Below are 15,689 nucleotides of genomic sequence, written 5' to 3' on the forward strand. Positions count from 1 at the left end.
ATCAGAATATCTCAGAATACCAATTTTTGTCTAAATTAAAAGATCATTCTTAGGGGGGTGGTTAAGAATAGTATGAGCCACTCAAAGAAGTTCATTAGGGGCTGCATCCATAACGACCCAATGACCCCAGTGAATACTAGGGCCAAAACAATGAAAAATCCCCAAGGCTCTAATCGTCCCAGTGCAATTGACTGACGCGCTGGAAGAAGGCTCGACAAAATGCGCCCACCATCTAAGGGAGGTAAAGGGAATAAATTGAACACCAATAAGCCAAGATTCCAGGTCACCCCGGCTTGAGACATCGAAACTAGAAACTTCTCATTAATTCCAAGTCCAACGAGCGCAATTAAAAAGATTAGCCAGATTAGTGCTTGAGCAAAGTTGGACCCCGGCCCAGCTAAAGCGACCCAGATTGAATCAATTCTGGGGTTTCGTAGTCGTCCAAAGTTCACCGGTACTGGTTTGGCATAGCCCACCAAAAAGGGGGATCCAGTGAGTATGAGTAAGAGGGGAATCAAGATCGTGCCCACGGGATCTATATGTTTGGCAGGATTTAGACTGACTCTACCCATCATATAAGCCGTGTTGTCTCCAAATTTGCGGGCAGCATAGCCATGGGCTGCCTCATGGATGGTGATAGCAAAAATGAGAGGAATCGCATTGATGGCGACGGCTTGGATAGAATAGTCAGTAATCATGGCAATATGATATCTATAGGAGCTAAAAGTGACTGACGATAAGAAACCCGACCCAAAAACCCCGGCAAAGCCTGTAATTGCTAAGCCGCCAGCACGTCCACCAGTACCCAAAGGCCCATCTGGCCCAGCCGGAAGGCCTCAGGCAGGCTTCGGAGGCGGAAAAGGCATGATGCGCAAGGCTGGCCGCGGACGATAGTGGATAATTACCCCACTAATTAATGTATTTACAGAGGATTTAGTATGAACGAATGGCACAACGAATCTAAAGAAGAAGTTAACAAAAAGATCATTACCTTAATTGTGATGTTGGCTGCAGCTACTAGCTTGGCTATCTTGTTTGCATTGGTTGCTGCTCATACTGGTTACGTATTCGGTTAACCAGTATTAATGACTAGCCATCGCCAACCTGCAGTATTTGCTGGCCATGGCAGTCCGATGTATGCCATTGAGCCCAATCGCTACACTTCAGCATGGGCATCTCTCGGTAAATCATTAAAACGCCCAGACGCAATCTTAGTGATCTCGGCGCATTGGGTAACCCGTGGAGTTTGGGTTACTGCAATGCCAAAACCCAAAACCATTCATGACTTCGGCGGCTTTCCGCAAGAGCTCTTTGAGATTGAGTATCCCGCTCCAGGTAGTCCTGCTCTAGCAGATCGCATTCAAGAATTGCTGAACGTACCGATCGTGATGGAAGAGAATGAATGGGGTATTGATCACGGTGCCTGGTCGGTCCTTAAATATATGTATCCAAATGCAGATGTTCCAGTGGTGCAGTTGAGTCTAGATGGCTCTAAGTCAGCCCGTGAGCACTATGAATTAGCAAAGCAACTTCGTCCCTTGCGTGATGAGAATATTCTAATTCTGGCAAGCGGCAATGTAGTACATAACTTGCGCACTATTCATTGGCAAGAGGATGCAGAGCCCTATCCGTGGGCTAAAGACTTTAATGATTTTTTTACCTCAGAGATTCAAGTAAATCATCATGAGTCTCTGATCAATTGGGAAAAGTATGGCGAGGCTGCTCACATGTCGGTTCCGACTGCAGAGCACTACTGGCCCGCTTTATATACTTTAGCTTTACAAGCAGAGGGTGAGCATGCCAAAGTGTATACAGACGGCATAGAGATGAGCTCCATCAGTATGCTGGGTTTTTCAATTCAATAAATACTGACTATGTGGCTCTCTATCTTCGCGATTTTCTTCGGTGCTGGCTTTGGTGCCTTGCTAAGAGCGGGATTTAATTTCCTAGTTGTAGGTTCAGCATCCATGATTCCGTTGGGAACCCTGCTATCCAATCTGGTGGGTGGCTATCTGATTGGAATTGCGATTGCTTTTTTTGGCAACAATCCAAACCTCACTCCCGAATGGAGGCTGTTTGTGATCACAGGCTTTCTGGGTGGCTTAACTACCTTCTCGAGCTTTTCTGCTGAAGTAGTTACTCTGATGCAGCGCGGAGAAATTACCTGGGCCCTAGGAACAGCGCTCCTTCATTTAGTAGGTTCGCTGGTTTTAACCTTCTTGGGTATCCTGAGTTATCAAGCTCTCAAGTAAGGATTGAATAGCTTCACTCTGGCTTGATGTTGGCCGCCTTAACAACAGCGCTCCATTTTGCAGACTCTGATTTAATCAGCGCAGCAAACTCTGCTGGACTACCGCCACCAATCTCATTTCCTTGAGAGAGCATGATCTCCCGAATCCCTGGATCCTTCAGGGCTTCATTCGCAGCGGCATTCAACTTATCAATGATTGCTTTAGGCGTTCCCTTGGGGACAATGAGTCCTTGCCAATTGAGAACCTCAACCTTGGGGTATCCCAGTTCAGCAAAGCTCGGTACGTTTGGTAACAGCGGCGAGCGTTTTTTGCTTGTGATCGCAATTGGACGAAGCTTGTCTCCTTTAATGTTTGGTACTGCGGAATACATTTGATCAAACATGATGTCAACATTGCCGGCCATGAGATCTGTCAAGGCAGCTGAACCACTTTTGTATGGAACATGAATCATGCTGATGCCAGCATTGAGCTCAAAGAGCTCTGCAGAAAGCTGGTGGCTTCCACCGATCCCGCCAGACGAGAAGGTGAGGGTATCGGGCTTTCCTTTGGCTGCAGCCACAATATCGCCAATGGTTTTGTATGGGGAATTGGGATTCACTACTAATACAAGTGGACCTTTTTCAATCAGCATGACTGGACTCAAATCAACTTCAGGGTCGTAACGTAAATTACCAAATAGTGTTTTATTCACTGCCATCGGTGCAAAGTTACCCATACCGATCGTGTAACCATCTGGAGCTGCACGGGCAATAAACTCGGTACCAATATTGCCACCCGCACCAGGCTTGTTATCAATCACCATTGGCTGCTTGAGCAGCACACTCATTTTTTGTGCGAGCTGACGACTGCGGGAGTCTGCGCTTCCACCAGCACCGTAAGGCACGATGAAATTAATGGGCTTATTTGGGTAATTATTTTGCGCAATAGCAGTCGAGGTGTAGATACCTACAAGACTGAGTGCACAGATAAAAAATCTTTGAATGAATCGCATGCTTGTATCCCAATTCAGGTTTAGATTAATCCTAAAACTCCCAGCGCCCCACCAATTGCAATCAAATAAAGTGGATGCCAACGTGTAAAGAAGGTAATGGCGATTGTGGCAATCGTCAATAGGTATGCAGCTAAGCTGTGATTAATTTGCAGGGCAATTTCCCATGCTGAAGAGAGAACTAGGCCAATAGCAAGAGCTGCTGCGGCATACTGAATCGTTTTTTTTCTTAATGGGTTTTTCATTCCCCTAATGAAGCGCTGTAAGAAGTAAATCAGAATTGACGATGGCCAGGCTATAGCGACGGTAGCTAGGAGTGCACCAATCACACCATAAATATGCCAGCCAATTAAGGTGACAGTCATAAAGTTAGGGCCTGGTGCAGCTTGGGCTATTGCAAAGTAGTCAGAAAATGTCTGGACATCAATCCAATGCTCTTGATTGACGGCTAGATTAAATAAGACTGGCAATAAGGCATTTACTCCGCCAAAGGCAACCAGTGAAAAGGCTGACAGCTTTAAGAAAAGGCTTAGCAAGATACTCATAGAACTTGCGCCTTTTTTCTCGCCAAGAAGATTGCAATCGGAGAAACCAGCAGGACAACGTAACCTAAACCAAGATGGAATACTGTGGCAGCAATGATGGTGAGAATCACAACCAGAAACATCGCTGGGTAACGAAATTCATCCCGTAGCATCTTGAAGCCTGTTGAGGCTATTAAGCCAACCCCTACCGCTGATATACCACGTAGGAGGCCCTTAACGGATTCGAGATAGCTGTAGTGCTCATAAAGCAGTGCCAAACATAATACGATTGCAATAGGCCCCAAAGATAAGCCAAGAATTGCGGCTAATGCACCTCTTGCTCCTGCAAATCTAGATCCAACGCACACCGCTAGATTCATAATGTTCGGGCCTGGAACAATTTGGCAAATTCCTAAAATCGCACTAAATTCTTCAGAGGTCAAAACCTTGTCGCGCTCTACTAAAGTGCGACGCGCCCAGGGAAGGACGCCGCCAAAACCAGACATCCCGATCTTGCTAAAGCTGATAAAAAGTTGTTTAGGCGTGAGTGTTTTCAAAATGCGCGAAATTTATTGAGGCTTAAATGGATGAGGCACTGGCTTTTGTTCCAGCCATGCCTCTAAAGTTTCAGTAATGCCTTTAGAGAAGGCGGCAAAAATAGGCTCAGCAATAAAACCAAGGTGCGGTGTCACGAGTAAGTTCGGCGTATTGCGCAGAAGATCCTTTTCAGGCAAAGGCTCAATATCAAATACATCTACAGCTGCTTGCCCAGGTTTGCCTGCAGCAAGAGCCTTTTGTAAATCTGTCATATTGATGAGGGCGGAGCGTGACGTGTTTACTAAGATAGAGTCTGGTCGCATTAAATCTAATTGATCGGCGCTAATCAAACCCTTGGTACCGGGTCCTGCTACCAAGTGCATGGTGACAACCTTAGAAGTTTTGAGTAACTCTTCCATGCTGACGGACTTGGCATTCTCGGCAGCAGCACGCTCTGGGGTCATACGTGGACTCCAGGTAAGCACCTCCATACCAAAAGCTGCGCCGACGCGAGCTACACGACTCCCAATTGCACCAAGCCCCATGACACCCAAGCGCTCTCCAGAGAGCATTGGCAGCACTGAGAGTGAGTCGCGCCAAACACCAGAAGCGATGAGTTTGTTTTGTTCAATGAGGCGTTTAGAGGCCCCTAAAATTAAAGCCCAAGTAAGTTCTGCCGTAGTTTCTTTAGAGGGGCCACCTGGTGTGCAAGCCATGGGAATATTACGAGACACTAGGGATGCTGCTTCAAGGGTGCCATTACGCTCCCCAGTAAACATTAAAAACTTTAGCTTTGGTAGGCGCGCAATCAGCGCCTCATTAAATGGTGAGCGATCGCGCACAATCGCAATTGCATCAGCATCTTTAACGGCTTCATATAAAGCCTCATCACGCAAAGGCTCGTGATGAATGGTCAACTTTGCATTTTGATCCAACTTATCCCAGCTTGAAAAACGACGCAGGGCGCGCTCATAATCCCCTAAGATGACAATGTTTGGTAATGAGGCCATAGAAATACTTTCTGAAGAATTAGTCCTAGGTGCAAAGGAGTGTTGAGTGTGGATAAAAAAATCGGCATTGGCCGATTAATGGCTTGAGACATCCTTAGGTCTGTACGATTGTTTTGTATGAATATAATTCTGGTGTAATAAGTTTACTATTGATGAGTAATCTATTTTGACGAAGGAAACCCTATGATTTTGGAGCATTGCGACATTGAAATTGACCCGTCTAAGCATAAAGACTTCGAGGAAGCCATTGTGCAGGGGGTTGAGACTGTGATTGCTAAGGCAAAAGGGTTTCGTGGGTACAAGGTAAATCACAGCATGGAAACCCCATCTCGCTATTTATTGCTGATTTACTGGGACACTCTAGAGAATCATACGGTCGATTTCCGGGGATCTGCAGCCTTTGCAGATTGGCGTGCCATTGTTGGGCCATACTTCGCAAAGCCACCCCATGTAGAGCATATGACTTTGGTTGCTAAGTCAGTCTAAATTATTTAACCTACTTTCAGCTTTTTCCTAATCGAGCGCTCGACAGGAATAGAGTCAAGATTCGGCTCAAGGGCTTCGCGTTCATCAAAGACAAAGCAACTGCCTTGGTAGTGTGCGGAGCCAACTTCCTCAAAATATTTCAGAATGCCACCTTCGAGTTGGTAGCTATGTTGCATTCCAATCTCACGCATATAAAGACCTGATTTTTCACAACGAATACCACCAGTACAAAAACTCACTAAGGTTTTGTCTGCAAGCTCATCTTTATGGGCTGTAATGGCCTGCGGAAATTCTGTGAACTTTTCAATATTGAAGTGCAGAGCATTTTCGAATGTACCGTAGTCGACTTCAAATGCATTACGAGTATCTACCATCACTACGGGGCGTCCCAGATCATCGGTGCCGCGATCAAGCCACTCTTTTAATTTCTTTGGGGTAATAAACTTGGCGCGACCTTCTTCAGGACGAATCGCAGGGTGGTTCATGCGAATAATTTCGTTCTTGAGTTTGATCAGCATCTTTTTAAACGGTTGTTCGTCTGACCAACTTTCTTTTGCTTGGAGCGGCTGAAAGCGAGCGTCTTCACGCAGCCAATCTAAAAAGCCGCGCAACTCTATCTCTTTGCCAGCTAGAAACATATTGATACCTTCGCCAGTGAGCAGAATGGTCCCTTTTAGTCCACGGCTATTACATTCGTTCAGCATTTTGGTGCGCAAGTCTGGCAGGCCATCCAGGCTGACAAATAAATATGCGGCAATATTCAGAATCGACTTCATTTCTTCTCTCTTCAAGCTACTCCGTCATTATCGAGCAAATAGACCTTGGGGGTGGTAATCTTGAGGTCTTATTCAAAGGAGACAACCCATGCTGCATCTAGCTAAAATGGCCAAAAGAGTCCTATTTCTAGGCTTGTTTACCTTAGGGGCGGCCAGTATGGCACTTGCCCAGACGGCTGGAGTGGGTACTTGGCCTACCCAAAAACCGATTCGGATCATTGCAGTATTTCCACCAGGTGGATCAGTTGACCAAGTTGCACGTGTGTTGGCTCCAGCTTTGCAATCCGAGTTAAAGCAAAACGTCATTGTGGAAAACATTGGTGGCGCATCTGGTGTGATTGGTACTGCAGCATTGACGAGGGCTGATGCAGATGGCTATACCTTTGCTGTGGTATTTGATACGCATGGTGTTAATCCCAGTCTCAAAGATAAACTGCCCTACGATACGATTAAAGATATCGCACCTGTAATTTTGATAGGTACTTCACCAATGGTTTTGGTGGCAAGTAAAAATTCAGGCATCACCAGTTTCAAGCAGCTGACAGAGATGTCTAAGGCAGGCAAACCATTTAGTTACGGCTCTATTGGTATTGGTAGCTTGGGGCACTTATCAATGGCGCGTCTTGCTAAGCAAGCGGGCTTTGATTGGAATCACATTCCTTATCGTGGCGGCGGTCCATTAATGCAGGACGCTTTAGGTGGACAGGTACAGCTAGCTGTTGGTTCAGAGTTCTTGGTCAAACCCCATGTGGATAGTGGCGGCGTAATTCCTTTGGTGATTACGACGGCTAAGCGAACCGCCGCTTTGCCGAATGTGCCTACGGTTTCTGAAAGTGGCTTCCCTGGTTTTAATGCGCCAGCATGGTGGGCGGTGTTAGCGCCAGGAAAAACTCCACCTGCGATTGTAGATGCGATGAATAAAGCTTTAAACAAAGCCTTAAAAACCCCGGCAGTTGCTGAGAAATTTAAATCTCAGGGGATTGAGGTTATTGGTGGTACCTCTGAAACCGCCCGTGAATTTATTGGTAAACAAATTGGTATTTGGGGCAAGTTCGTGATTGAGAACAACATTAAAGAAGCTGCTCAGTAGAAAGAAGATATGTCTGAACGTTTAATTCCTTATCAACCAATGGATTTAGCAGAGCCAGCTGAGCTAGTTGCCGCTATTCGCAAAAGACGTGGTGGTCAGTTTATTAATTTAGACCGCATGCTTCTTCACAGCGTTCCAATCGCGGAGGGTTGGAATCATTTCATTGGCGAAATTCGGAACAATCTTTCTTTAGATCCTAAGCTGCGTGAGCTCGCAATGTGTGGCGTAGCAGTTCTGAATGGTGCAGAGTACGAGTTTTTTCATCATGCCCCTCCTTTTAAGAAGGCTGGAGGCACTGAAGAGCAAGTACAAGGACTTCGATTGATTGGGCAGGCTAGCTTTCCAAGAAAGCTCTTTACTCAAGTTGAAAATGATGCCGCTGATTTAACTTTTCAGATGACTCGTCAGATCAAAGTGGATTCTGAATTAATGAAGCGCCTGCAAAAAGAATTGGGTAGCACCGATACGGTTGAGTTAGTTACCGTGATTGCCGCTTACAACATGGTGTCCCGTTTCTTGATTGCTTTAGATGTCAATCCTGAAGATCATCCTCCGGCTTAATTGAATGCCCAATAGATGATCCGTAATATTCAAACTGTTATTCCTGGTGTTGCCACTTCAGATGGTGCAGGCGTTAAGCTGCGCCGTAGTCTTGGTGGTCAGCAGCAAGTCAGATTAGATCCATTCTTGATGCTCGATGAGTTTTCATCCAATGATCCAAATGACTATGTTGCAGGCTTTCCGGCCCATCCACATCGAGGTTTTGAGACTGTTACCTATATGCTTGAAGGCCATATGTTGCATGAGGATCATTTAGGCAATCAGGGTCATCTCAAGACGGGTGGTGTGCAGTGGATGACAGCTGGGCGCGGCATTATTCATTCAGAGATGCCACAGCAGGTGAGTGGTGCAATGCGCGGCTTTCAATTGTGGATTAATTTACCCGCAGTGGAAAAGATGAAGCCTGCAGGATACAAAGATATTCAAGTAGAAGATATTCCGAAGTTATCCCTTGCTAACGGCGGTTCTGTAAAAGTGATTGCGGGATCCTATAAAGAAGAGGGCAATGAAGTTCAAGGCCCAATTCAGGGAATTACAACATCACCATTATTTCTAGATGTCCACCTACCACCTAATACAGAATTTGAGCATCACATCCCTAAAGAGCTCAATGCATTTATCTATGTATATGAAGGTGATCTTGAGGTAGGTGGCCCTATGCGGCCAGCTCCCAAGCAAGCAGCGAGTGTGCTTGGTGATGGTGATCGCTTAAAAGCCAAGTCAGGAGAATCGGGCGCGCAGTTCATTGTGCTAGCAGCCCTGCCTTTGCATGAGCCGATTGTGCAGTATGGCCCCTTTGTAATGAACACACGGGCTGAGATTGAACAAGCAATTAGTGATTATCAAAACAATCGCTTTGTGGTCGCCTAGGTGCTACTGAAGTGATGATCCAATGGGATGAGGATGGCCAAATCCATTCAGCAAAGTGGCACTCAGAAAATGGGATTGCACCACATCAGAAGATCCAGGTTGCTGACGACACCTTAACAGCTGACATTGCTTACCGTTTAGCTTGTGAAGGTACTGCAATGCTTTACAAGGGCGACTTTCAGAATGCCAGACAGCTCTTGCAAGCCTTGGTGAGAAGGGTTGATAAGCCCTCTAAAAAATCCACCAGAGCTGACAGGGTCGCTAAGGAGAAAACCAAGACTCCCTTGGATACATTCAATCTGCATCGCTTAGCGCAATCCCAAAGAGCGCGTATTTTGGGGATGGTACTCATCCCGATTAATACCGATCACAGTATTTCATTAAGACGTGCGCCTGATGTTGCCAGAGCCTGTCTTGAGGTCTATGGGGAGCAGGCTGAGCCTTATGTTATCTCTTTAAGGGAGCTGCTTGGCGTTATCAGCGCCCATGAGTGGCGAAAAAAGGGTGTACCAGTTCTTGCAAGAGATGATGAGGAGATTCGCATTCATCCGCATTACGGTGTGTTCTCGCCAATCCGTGGGGAATATATTGAGCTGGTCCTCAAGGCACCTTTGCCAATTGCTCTGAAACAAAACTCCATCGCTTTTGATATCGGTGTCGGAACGGGCGTCCTGTCTGTAGTGCTAGCAATGCGAGAGATTAAAAAGATAATTGCAACTGACCCAGATGATCGCGCCATTGCTTGTGCTCAAGACAATATTGATCGCTTACGCTTAAGTGAGCAGATTGAGATTCAGAAAACGAATTTATTTCCAACAGCAAAAGCGGCACTGATTGTTTGTAATCCACCGTGGTTGCCGGCTAGACCTAGTTCCTCTCTTGAGCATTCAGTATATGACCCAGATAGCCAGATGCTGAAAGGATTTTTGAGTAAATTAAAAGAACATTTGTTACCGGGTGGTGAAGGCTGGCTCATTCTTTCAGACTTAGCTGAACATCTAGGTTTGAGATCGAGAGAGGAGCTACTCTCTTGGTTTGATGCTGCTGGCTTAAAAGTCGCTGGTCGTTTAGATACCAAGCCACAGCACCAAAAAGTATTTGATAAAACAGATGCGCTGCATGCTGCGAGATCTAAAGAGGTCACTTCGCTATGGCGTTTGAGTACCAAATAAAAATTCAGCAATAAAAGATCAAAAACAAAACCCCTCCAAAATTCAGAGGGGTTTGCTTTATATGGTGGAGTCGGCGGGAATCGAACCCGCGTCCGCAAATCCTCCACAACAAGTTCTACATACTTAGTCATATCATTTAATTTAATCAGTTAGGCACAGATTGACACGTTCCTCGCTGACGATTCACTAAATTTTCGTACTATCCCTCGTGACGCGAAATAGTCTTATCTCTTGTAAATGACCCTGATGTAGCTTGCGCTACCTGACCCAAGAGAGAATCAGTTCAGGGGCAACCGCAATTAAGCGGCTAGTGCGTAACGTTCGTCGTTAGCAGTTATTACATTCCCATTGATTTACGAGATAACGGGTCCTCGGTATGCCCTTGATGCTTTGTAATCCACGTCGAAACCATGTCGACCCCGGAGTTCATGCATAGGAAACTCCATTTTAAAGCCGCTAGCCTTAAATTGCCGAATATCTTTTGGAAGTGTTGTTATCCCCTATTGGGGAAGATGATTTGCAATAAATCGAGAGGGTGATTAATGATGTAATCGGCTCCCCAGAGCGTAGGAGGCTCTTTACAGCCGCAGTAACCGTATGCGGCAGCAACTGTGAGCATGCCAGCAGCTTTACCTGCAATCACATCACGAATGTCATCGCCTACATAAATTGATTTTTTAGGATCAATGTTGGCAATTCTGGCAGCGTGCAAAATCGGTTCTGGATGCGGTTTTGAATAAGGCGTTGTATCGCCAGAAACTGTTGAAACAGCTCTTTGACGTAAACCCATCAGATCAGTAAGTGGGTTAGTGAAACGTTCACTTTTGTTAGTAACAATTCCCCAAGGAAGATTTGCTTTCTCCATTTGCTCTAACAAATGGTCTGTCCCATCAAATAATTTACTGTGGACAAGAAGTGCGCTCTCATAGTTTGCATAAAACTCATCTCGAAGTGGGATGAAATCAGGATGGTCTGATTTGATTCCAAAGGCACCCTCTAAGAGGCCACGTGCTCCAGCGGAGGCATGGGGGCGCAGAAATTCATAAGGCTTAGGAGCCAGATTGCGGGCAATAAGCAGTTGATTGGTGGCGGCAACTAAATCAGGCGCTGTATCCGCTAAGGTGCCATCTAAGTCAAAAAAGACGCCATGATAGGGGCTTGTTGTAATGCTCACGCCAGGGGTCACTTCCGAACGGCAATCATGTAATTGACGGTGACATCATCACTCAAGCTATAAACCTGAGTTAGAGGGTTGTAACTAAGACCTTTGATGCCGATCATTTCTAGACCTGCATTGCGGGTGAATGCAACAAGTTCGGATGGCTTAATGAATTTGGCGTATTCATGAGTACCCTTGGGGAGCAGTTTGAGAATATATTCGGCCCCAATAATGGCGAATAAGTAGGACTTTGGATTGCGATTCAGGGTGCTGAAAAAAAGCGTGCCGCCGGGTTTACAAAGTTTAGCGCAGGCACGAACTACGGAGGCGGGATCTGGCACATGCTCAAGCATCTCCATGCAAGTGACCACATCGTATTGCTCTGGCTGTTCATCAGCCAATGCTTCTGCTGAGATAGAGCGGTAGGTGAGCTTTGCGCCGACTTCTAGTGCATGCAACTCAGCAACCTTGAGCGCCTTTTCAGAAAGATCGATGCCAGTGGTGTCAGCACCAGATTGAGAAATAGATTCAGCTAAGATGCCACCGCCGCAACCAATATCTACGACTTTTTTACCCTCTAGATTTACGAAGGATTTAATCCAATTCAGGCGCAATGGATTGATAGCGTGAAGTGGCTTGAATTCGCTATTGGGATCCCACCAACGATGGGCTAGAGCACTAAATTTAGCAATTTCAGATTGGTCGACGTTCATGGCAGCTTGGCTTTGTATAGGGCTATTAAAGGATTCTATGAATATAGCGGAAATAAAAAAGCCCGCAAGAAGCGGGCTTTTTTACAAGTAAAGTGAATTACTTAGCAGCTGTACCAACAACTTCGATGTCGGTGCGGCGGTTCTTAGCGCGGCCTTCAGCAGTTGCATTACTTGCAACTGGATTGCTCTTGCCTTTTGATTCTGTGTAGATGCGGCTACCGTCAACACCCTTGCTTACCAAGTATGCTTTAACGGATTGCGCACGACGCTGACCGAGGGCCATGTTGTATGCATCTGAACCAACGCTGTCAGTGTTACCAACAGCAATGATGACTTCTAACTTGATCTTGCTCAAATCTCTAGCGATCTTATCCAATGTAGCTTGACCTTCTGGCTTCAATGTAGCTTTGTCGAAGTCATAGAGTGTGTCAGCTTGCAAAGTGATTTTGCTTTGGCTAACGCCAGATCTAGCAGGAGCAGCAGCCTTAGGAGCTAAGGCACCATCACAGCCTTTAGCTGCAGTTGCAGGAGTCCAACTAGCATCACGCCAGCACAATGTGCCGTCGCCGTTTTTCCAAGCTGTACCAGTCGCGTTGACCCAGTTGTCAACGTTTTGAGCAGAAGCAGCAGTAGCAGCAACAGAAATTACACCAGCAAGTACCAGTTTTAGGGTTTTGTTCATTTTTAGTCCTCAAATCTCTTTTTTAATTAAAGTCAAACTTAAATGTAATTCGCCCTACTTTGAAGCAAAAGACCGCAAAGCGACACATCTCAATTTCGTACAAACTGACAGAATCTTAGCATAGGGGCTACCTGTCATCAAAATGATATTATTTATAGATGGAACAAGCCGCTAAAGAAACACTACCAATATCCCTCGAAGACGAAATGCGGCGGTCCTATTTGGACTACGCTATGAGCGTCATCGTCGGCAGAGCCCTGCCAGACGTACGTGACGGCCTCAAACCGGTTCACCGCCGGGTCTTATTCGCAATGTATGAATTAAACAACGATTGGAACCGAGCTTACAAAAAATCTGCCCGTATAGTTGGCGATGTAATCGGTAAATACCATCCGCACGGTGATTCTGCGGTGTATGACACCATCGTACGTATGGCCCAGGATTTCTCCCTGCGCTATATGCTGGTTGACGGCCAGGGCAACTTTGGCTCCGTAGATGGCGATAACGCTGCTGCAATGCGGTATACGGAGATCCGCCTGCGCAAGATCGCCCATGAGCTTTTGGCCGATTTGGACAAGGAAACCGTCGATTTTGGGCCAAATTACGATGGTAGCGAGAAAGAACCCCTGATTCTTCCTGCAAAAGTGCCCAATTTGCTGATTAACGGCAGCTCAGGCATTGCTGTGGGTATGGCAACTAATATTCCTCCTCATAACCTAGATGAGGTGGTTACAGCCTGTCTGCACGTCCTCTATAACCCAGAGTGCTCGATTGACGAGCTCATTGAGATCATTCCAGCACCCGATTTCCCGACCGCCGGCATTATTTACGGCGTTCAAGGAGTTCGCGAGGGCTATCGCACTGGTCGTGGTCGCGTAGTGATGCGCGCCAAGACTCATTTTGAAGATATCGACAAAGGTGCACGCCAAGCGATCATCGTTGATGAGTTGCCATATCAAGTTAATAAAAAGAACTTGCTCGAGCGTATTGCTGAGTTGGTGAATGAGAAAAAAGTTGAGGGTATCTCTGATTTGCGTGATGAGTCAGATAAATCCGGTATGCGTGTTGTGATTGAACTCAAGCGCGGCGAAGTGCCTGAGGTTGTTCTCAATAATTTGTATAAGAGCACGCAACTCCAAGATAACTTCGGTATGAATATGGTGGCATTGGTGGATAACCAGCCACGCTTGCTCAACTTGAAGCAAATGCTCGAGTACTTCTTGCAGCATCGCCGCGAAGTGGTTACGCGCCGTACTATTTTTGAATTGCGTAAAGCGCGTGAGCGTGGTCACGTCTTAGAAGGTTTAGCTGTTGCACTCGCAAACATTGATGAGTTTATTGCGATTATTAAAGCTGCTGCAAACCCTGTGATTGCAAAGCAAGAGTTGATGGGTAAAGCTTGGGATTCTTCAATGGTGCGTGAGATGCTTGCGCGTGCTGAGACAAATACGCCAGGTGGCCGTAACGCTTATCGCCCTGAAGGTTTGTTGCCTGAGTACGGTATGCAGACTACTGGCTTGTATCGCCTCTCTGATAGTCAAGCGCAAGAGATTTTGCAAATGCGTTTGCAACGTTTGACAGGTCTTGAGCAAGATAAGATTGTTAATGAGTACAAAGAAGTGATGGCAGAGATTTCTGACTTGTTAGATTTATTAGCAAAACCAGAACGCGTTACTTCTGTCATTGAGAGTGAGCTCAAAGAAGTTCAAGCCGAGTTTGGTAAAGCTGGTGGTGATAGTGGGCGTCGTTCATTCATTGAAATGAATGCTACTGAACTCTTCACAGAAGATTTAATCACGCCGCAAGATATGGTGGTAACACTCTCACATACTGGTTATATGAAGAGTCAGCCGCTCAGCGAATACCGTGCGCAAAAACGTGGTGGTCGCGGCAAGCAAGCTGCTGCTACTAAGGATGAAGATTGGATTGATACTTTATTCGTAGCAAATACACACGATACGATTCTGTGCTTCTCTGACCGTGGCCGTATGTACTGGCTCAAAGTTTGGGAAGTGCCGCAAGGCAGTCGTACTTCACGCGGCAAGCCAATCGTCAATATGTTCCCATTGTTTGAAGGTGAAAAGATCACTGTGATTCTCCCGATTAAGGGGTATCAAGATGATCATTACGTCTTTATGGCAACCAGCCTGGGTACAGTGAAGAAGACCCGCTTATCTGACTTCTCTAACCCTCGTAAGGCCGGCATTATTGCTGTCGACTTGAATGAGAATGACTTCCTAGTTGGCGCAGCGATTACCGATGGCCAGCACGATGTGATGTTGTTCTCTGATGCTGGTAAAGCAGTGCGCTTTGATGAAAATGATGTCCGTCCAATGGGAAGAACTGCACGCGGTGTACGCGGCATGAATCTGGGTGATGGTCATCAGGTGATTGCGATGTTGGTTGCTCCAGCAGAGGCTGCTGAAGGTGCTGAAGCCGCAGTAGTTGATGCTAATGGTATTGCAATTCCAAGTAGCGTCTTAACTGCCACTGAAAATGGTTACGGTAAGCGCACACCAATTGCTGAGTACACCCGCCATGGTCGTGGTACCAAAGGAATGATTGCGATTCAGACCTCTGAGCGCAACGGTAAAGTGGTTGCCGCTGCATTGGTATCCCCAGAAGATCAAATTATGTTGATCACTACTGGCGGTGTCTTAGTGCGTACACGTGTTTCTGAAATTCGTGAGATGGGTCGCGCAACCCAAGGCGTTACTTTGATCAACGTTGATGAAGGTACTCGCTTATCTGGCTTGCAACGCATTGCTGAAAGTGATTCGGATGACGAGGGCGATGAGCTAGAAGAGGGTGATATCTCTGCTGATCCAGCAACTGATTCCACTTCTGATGCGGCAGGTGATGCGTAAAG

At 46.3% G+C, this 15,689-nt stretch carries 19 protein-coding genes and 1 other RNA gene; 10 read left to right on the forward strand and 10 right to left on the reverse strand.

The window, feature by feature from the left end; translation table 11 throughout:
• Positions 1-35 precede the first annotated feature (35 nt).
• The gene (locus ICN17_RS05380) at positions 36-698 is read right to left on the reverse strand and encodes a site-2 protease family protein (protein WP_216236456.1); all 663 of its coding nucleotides are present in this window, start codon (positions 696-698) and stop codon (positions 36-38) included.
• Between the two features lie 28 nt (positions 699-726).
• On the opposite strand from ICN17_RS05380, the gene ICN17_RS05385 reads away from it, so the two are divergent.
• The 4 genes from ICN17_RS05385 to crcB are packed head-to-tail and all read left to right on the forward strand — an operon-like array spanning position 727 to position 2,252.
• The gene (locus ICN17_RS05385; RefSeq protein ID WP_216139378.1) at positions 727-894 is read left to right on the forward strand and encodes a hypothetical protein; all 168 of its coding nucleotides are present in this window, start codon (positions 727-729) and stop codon (positions 892-894) included.
• Between the two features lie 44 nt (positions 895-938).
• On the forward strand, positions 939-1,076 hold the full coding sequence (locus ICN17_RS05390; RefSeq protein ID WP_172793433.1) for a hypothetical protein: 138 nt from the start codon (positions 939-941) through the stop codon (positions 1,074-1,076).
• A 9-nt stretch (positions 1,077-1,085) separates the two neighbouring features.
• Positions 1,086-1,865, forward strand: coding sequence for a 4,5-DOPA dioxygenase extradiol (gene ygiD, locus ICN17_RS05395; RefSeq protein ID WP_216236457.1), 780 nt, complete (start codon positions 1,086-1,088; stop codon positions 1,863-1,865).
• Between the two features lie 9 nt (positions 1,866-1,874).
• Complete coding sequence (gene crcB, locus ICN17_RS05400) at positions 1,875-2,252, forward strand: fluoride efflux transporter CrcB (RefSeq protein WP_216236458.1); 378 nt, start codon at positions 1,875-1,877, stop codon at positions 2,250-2,252.
• Between the two features lie 13 nt (positions 2,253-2,265).
• Here the strand turns inward: crcB and ICN17_RS05405 are convergent, their stop codons facing one another.
• Genes ICN17_RS05405 through ICN17_RS05420 form a run of 4 tightly spaced genes read right to left on the reverse strand, consistent with a single transcriptional unit; the run spans position 2,266 to position 5,311 of the window.
• The gene (locus ICN17_RS05405; RefSeq protein ID WP_216236459.1) at positions 2,266-3,243 is read right to left on the reverse strand and encodes a tripartite tricarboxylate transporter substrate binding protein; all 978 of its coding nucleotides are present in this window, start codon (positions 3,241-3,243) and stop codon (positions 2,266-2,268) included.
• 20 nt (positions 3,244-3,263) lie between these two features.
• Complete coding sequence (locus ICN17_RS05410) at positions 3,264-3,785, reverse strand: chromate transporter (RefSeq protein ID WP_216236460.1); 522 nt, start codon at positions 3,783-3,785, stop codon at positions 3,264-3,266.
• Complete coding sequence (locus ICN17_RS05415) at positions 3,782-4,321, reverse strand: chromate transporter (RefSeq protein WP_216236461.1); 540 nt, start codon at positions 4,319-4,321, stop codon at positions 3,782-3,784. The genes ICN17_RS05410 and ICN17_RS05415 overlap by 4 nt, the downstream gene beginning before the upstream one ends.
• Before the next feature lie 12 nt (positions 4,322-4,333).
• Complete coding sequence (locus ICN17_RS05420; protein WP_216236462.1) at positions 4,334-5,311, reverse strand: D-2-hydroxyacid dehydrogenase family protein; 978 nt, start codon at positions 5,309-5,311, stop codon at positions 4,334-4,336.
• Between the two features lie 183 nt (positions 5,312-5,494).
• On the opposite strand from ICN17_RS05420, the gene ICN17_RS05425 reads away from it, so the two are divergent.
• Positions 5,495-5,797, forward strand: coding sequence for an antibiotic biosynthesis monooxygenase (locus ICN17_RS05425; protein ID WP_216236463.1), 303 nt, complete (start codon positions 5,495-5,497; stop codon positions 5,795-5,797).
• Positions 5,798-5,802: 5 nt separating this feature from the next.
• Here the strand turns inward: ICN17_RS05425 and ICN17_RS05430 are convergent, their stop codons facing one another.
• Positions 5,803-6,573, reverse strand: a complete 771-nt coding sequence (locus ICN17_RS05430) for a sulfurtransferase (protein ID WP_216236464.1) — start codon at positions 6,571-6,573, stop codon at positions 5,803-5,805.
• Between the two features lie 88 nt (positions 6,574-6,661).
• Here ICN17_RS05430 and ICN17_RS05435 point away from each other — a divergent pair, with 88 nt between their 5' ends.
• The 4 genes from ICN17_RS05435 to ICN17_RS05450 are packed head-to-tail and all read left to right on the forward strand — an operon-like array spanning position 6,662 to position 10,266.
• The gene (locus ICN17_RS05435; protein WP_216236465.1) at positions 6,662-7,663 is read left to right on the forward strand and encodes a tripartite tricarboxylate transporter substrate binding protein; all 1,002 of its coding nucleotides are present in this window, start codon (positions 6,662-6,664) and stop codon (positions 7,661-7,663) included.
• 9 nt (positions 7,664-7,672) lie between these two features.
• Entirely contained in the window at positions 7,673-8,224 is a 552-nt protein-coding gene (locus ICN17_RS05440; protein ID WP_216236466.1) for a carboxymuconolactone decarboxylase family protein, read from the forward strand.
• A 15-nt stretch (positions 8,225-8,239) separates the two neighbouring features.
• Positions 8,240-9,094, forward strand: a complete 855-nt coding sequence (locus tag ICN17_RS05445; protein ID WP_216236467.1) for a pirin family protein — start codon at positions 8,240-8,242, stop codon at positions 9,092-9,094.
• Between the two features lie 14 nt (positions 9,095-9,108).
• Positions 9,109-10,266 (forward strand): class I SAM-dependent methyltransferase, encoded by a 1,158-nt coding sequence (locus ICN17_RS05450; RefSeq protein ID WP_216236681.1) that lies wholly within the window; start codon positions 9,109-9,111, stop codon positions 10,264-10,266.
• Positions 10,267-10,328: 62 nt separating this feature from the next.
• Here the strand turns inward: ICN17_RS05450 and ssrA are convergent.
• From ssrA to ompA, 4 genes are all read right to left on the reverse strand, one after another.
• Positions 10,329-10,687, reverse strand: a transfer-messenger RNA (tmRNA) gene (gene ssrA / locus ICN17_RS05455).
• A 72-nt stretch (positions 10,688-10,759) separates the two neighbouring features.
• Positions 10,760-11,440 (reverse strand): HAD family hydrolase, encoded by a 681-nt coding sequence (locus ICN17_RS05460; RefSeq protein ID WP_370625950.1) that lies wholly within the window; start codon positions 11,438-11,440, stop codon positions 10,760-10,762.
• 8 nt (positions 11,441-11,448) lie between these two features.
• Positions 11,449-12,138, reverse strand: coding sequence for a bifunctional 2-polyprenyl-6-hydroxyphenol methylase/3-demethylubiquinol 3-O-methyltransferase UbiG (gene ubiG / locus ICN17_RS05465; protein WP_216236468.1), 690 nt, complete (start codon positions 12,136-12,138; stop codon positions 11,449-11,451).
• Between the two features lie 97 nt (positions 12,139-12,235).
• The gene (gene ompA / locus ICN17_RS05470) at positions 12,236-12,820 is read right to left on the reverse strand and encodes an outer membrane protein OmpA (RefSeq protein WP_216236469.1); all 585 of its coding nucleotides are present in this window, start codon (positions 12,818-12,820) and stop codon (positions 12,236-12,238) included.
• A gap of 158 nt (positions 12,821-12,978) precedes the next feature.
• Here ompA and gyrA point away from each other — a divergent pair, with 158 nt between their 5' ends.
• A complete protein-coding gene (gene gyrA / locus ICN17_RS05475; RefSeq protein WP_216236470.1) occupies positions 12,979-15,687 on the forward strand; it encodes a DNA gyrase subunit A in 2,709 nt (902 codons plus the stop codon).
• The last annotated feature ends 2 nt before the right edge of the window (positions 15,688-15,689 follow it).

The organism is Polynucleobacter sp. 73C-SIWE (assembly GCF_018882465.1).
GTDB lineage: Bacteria > Pseudomonadota > Gammaproteobacteria > Burkholderiales > Burkholderiaceae > Polynucleobacter.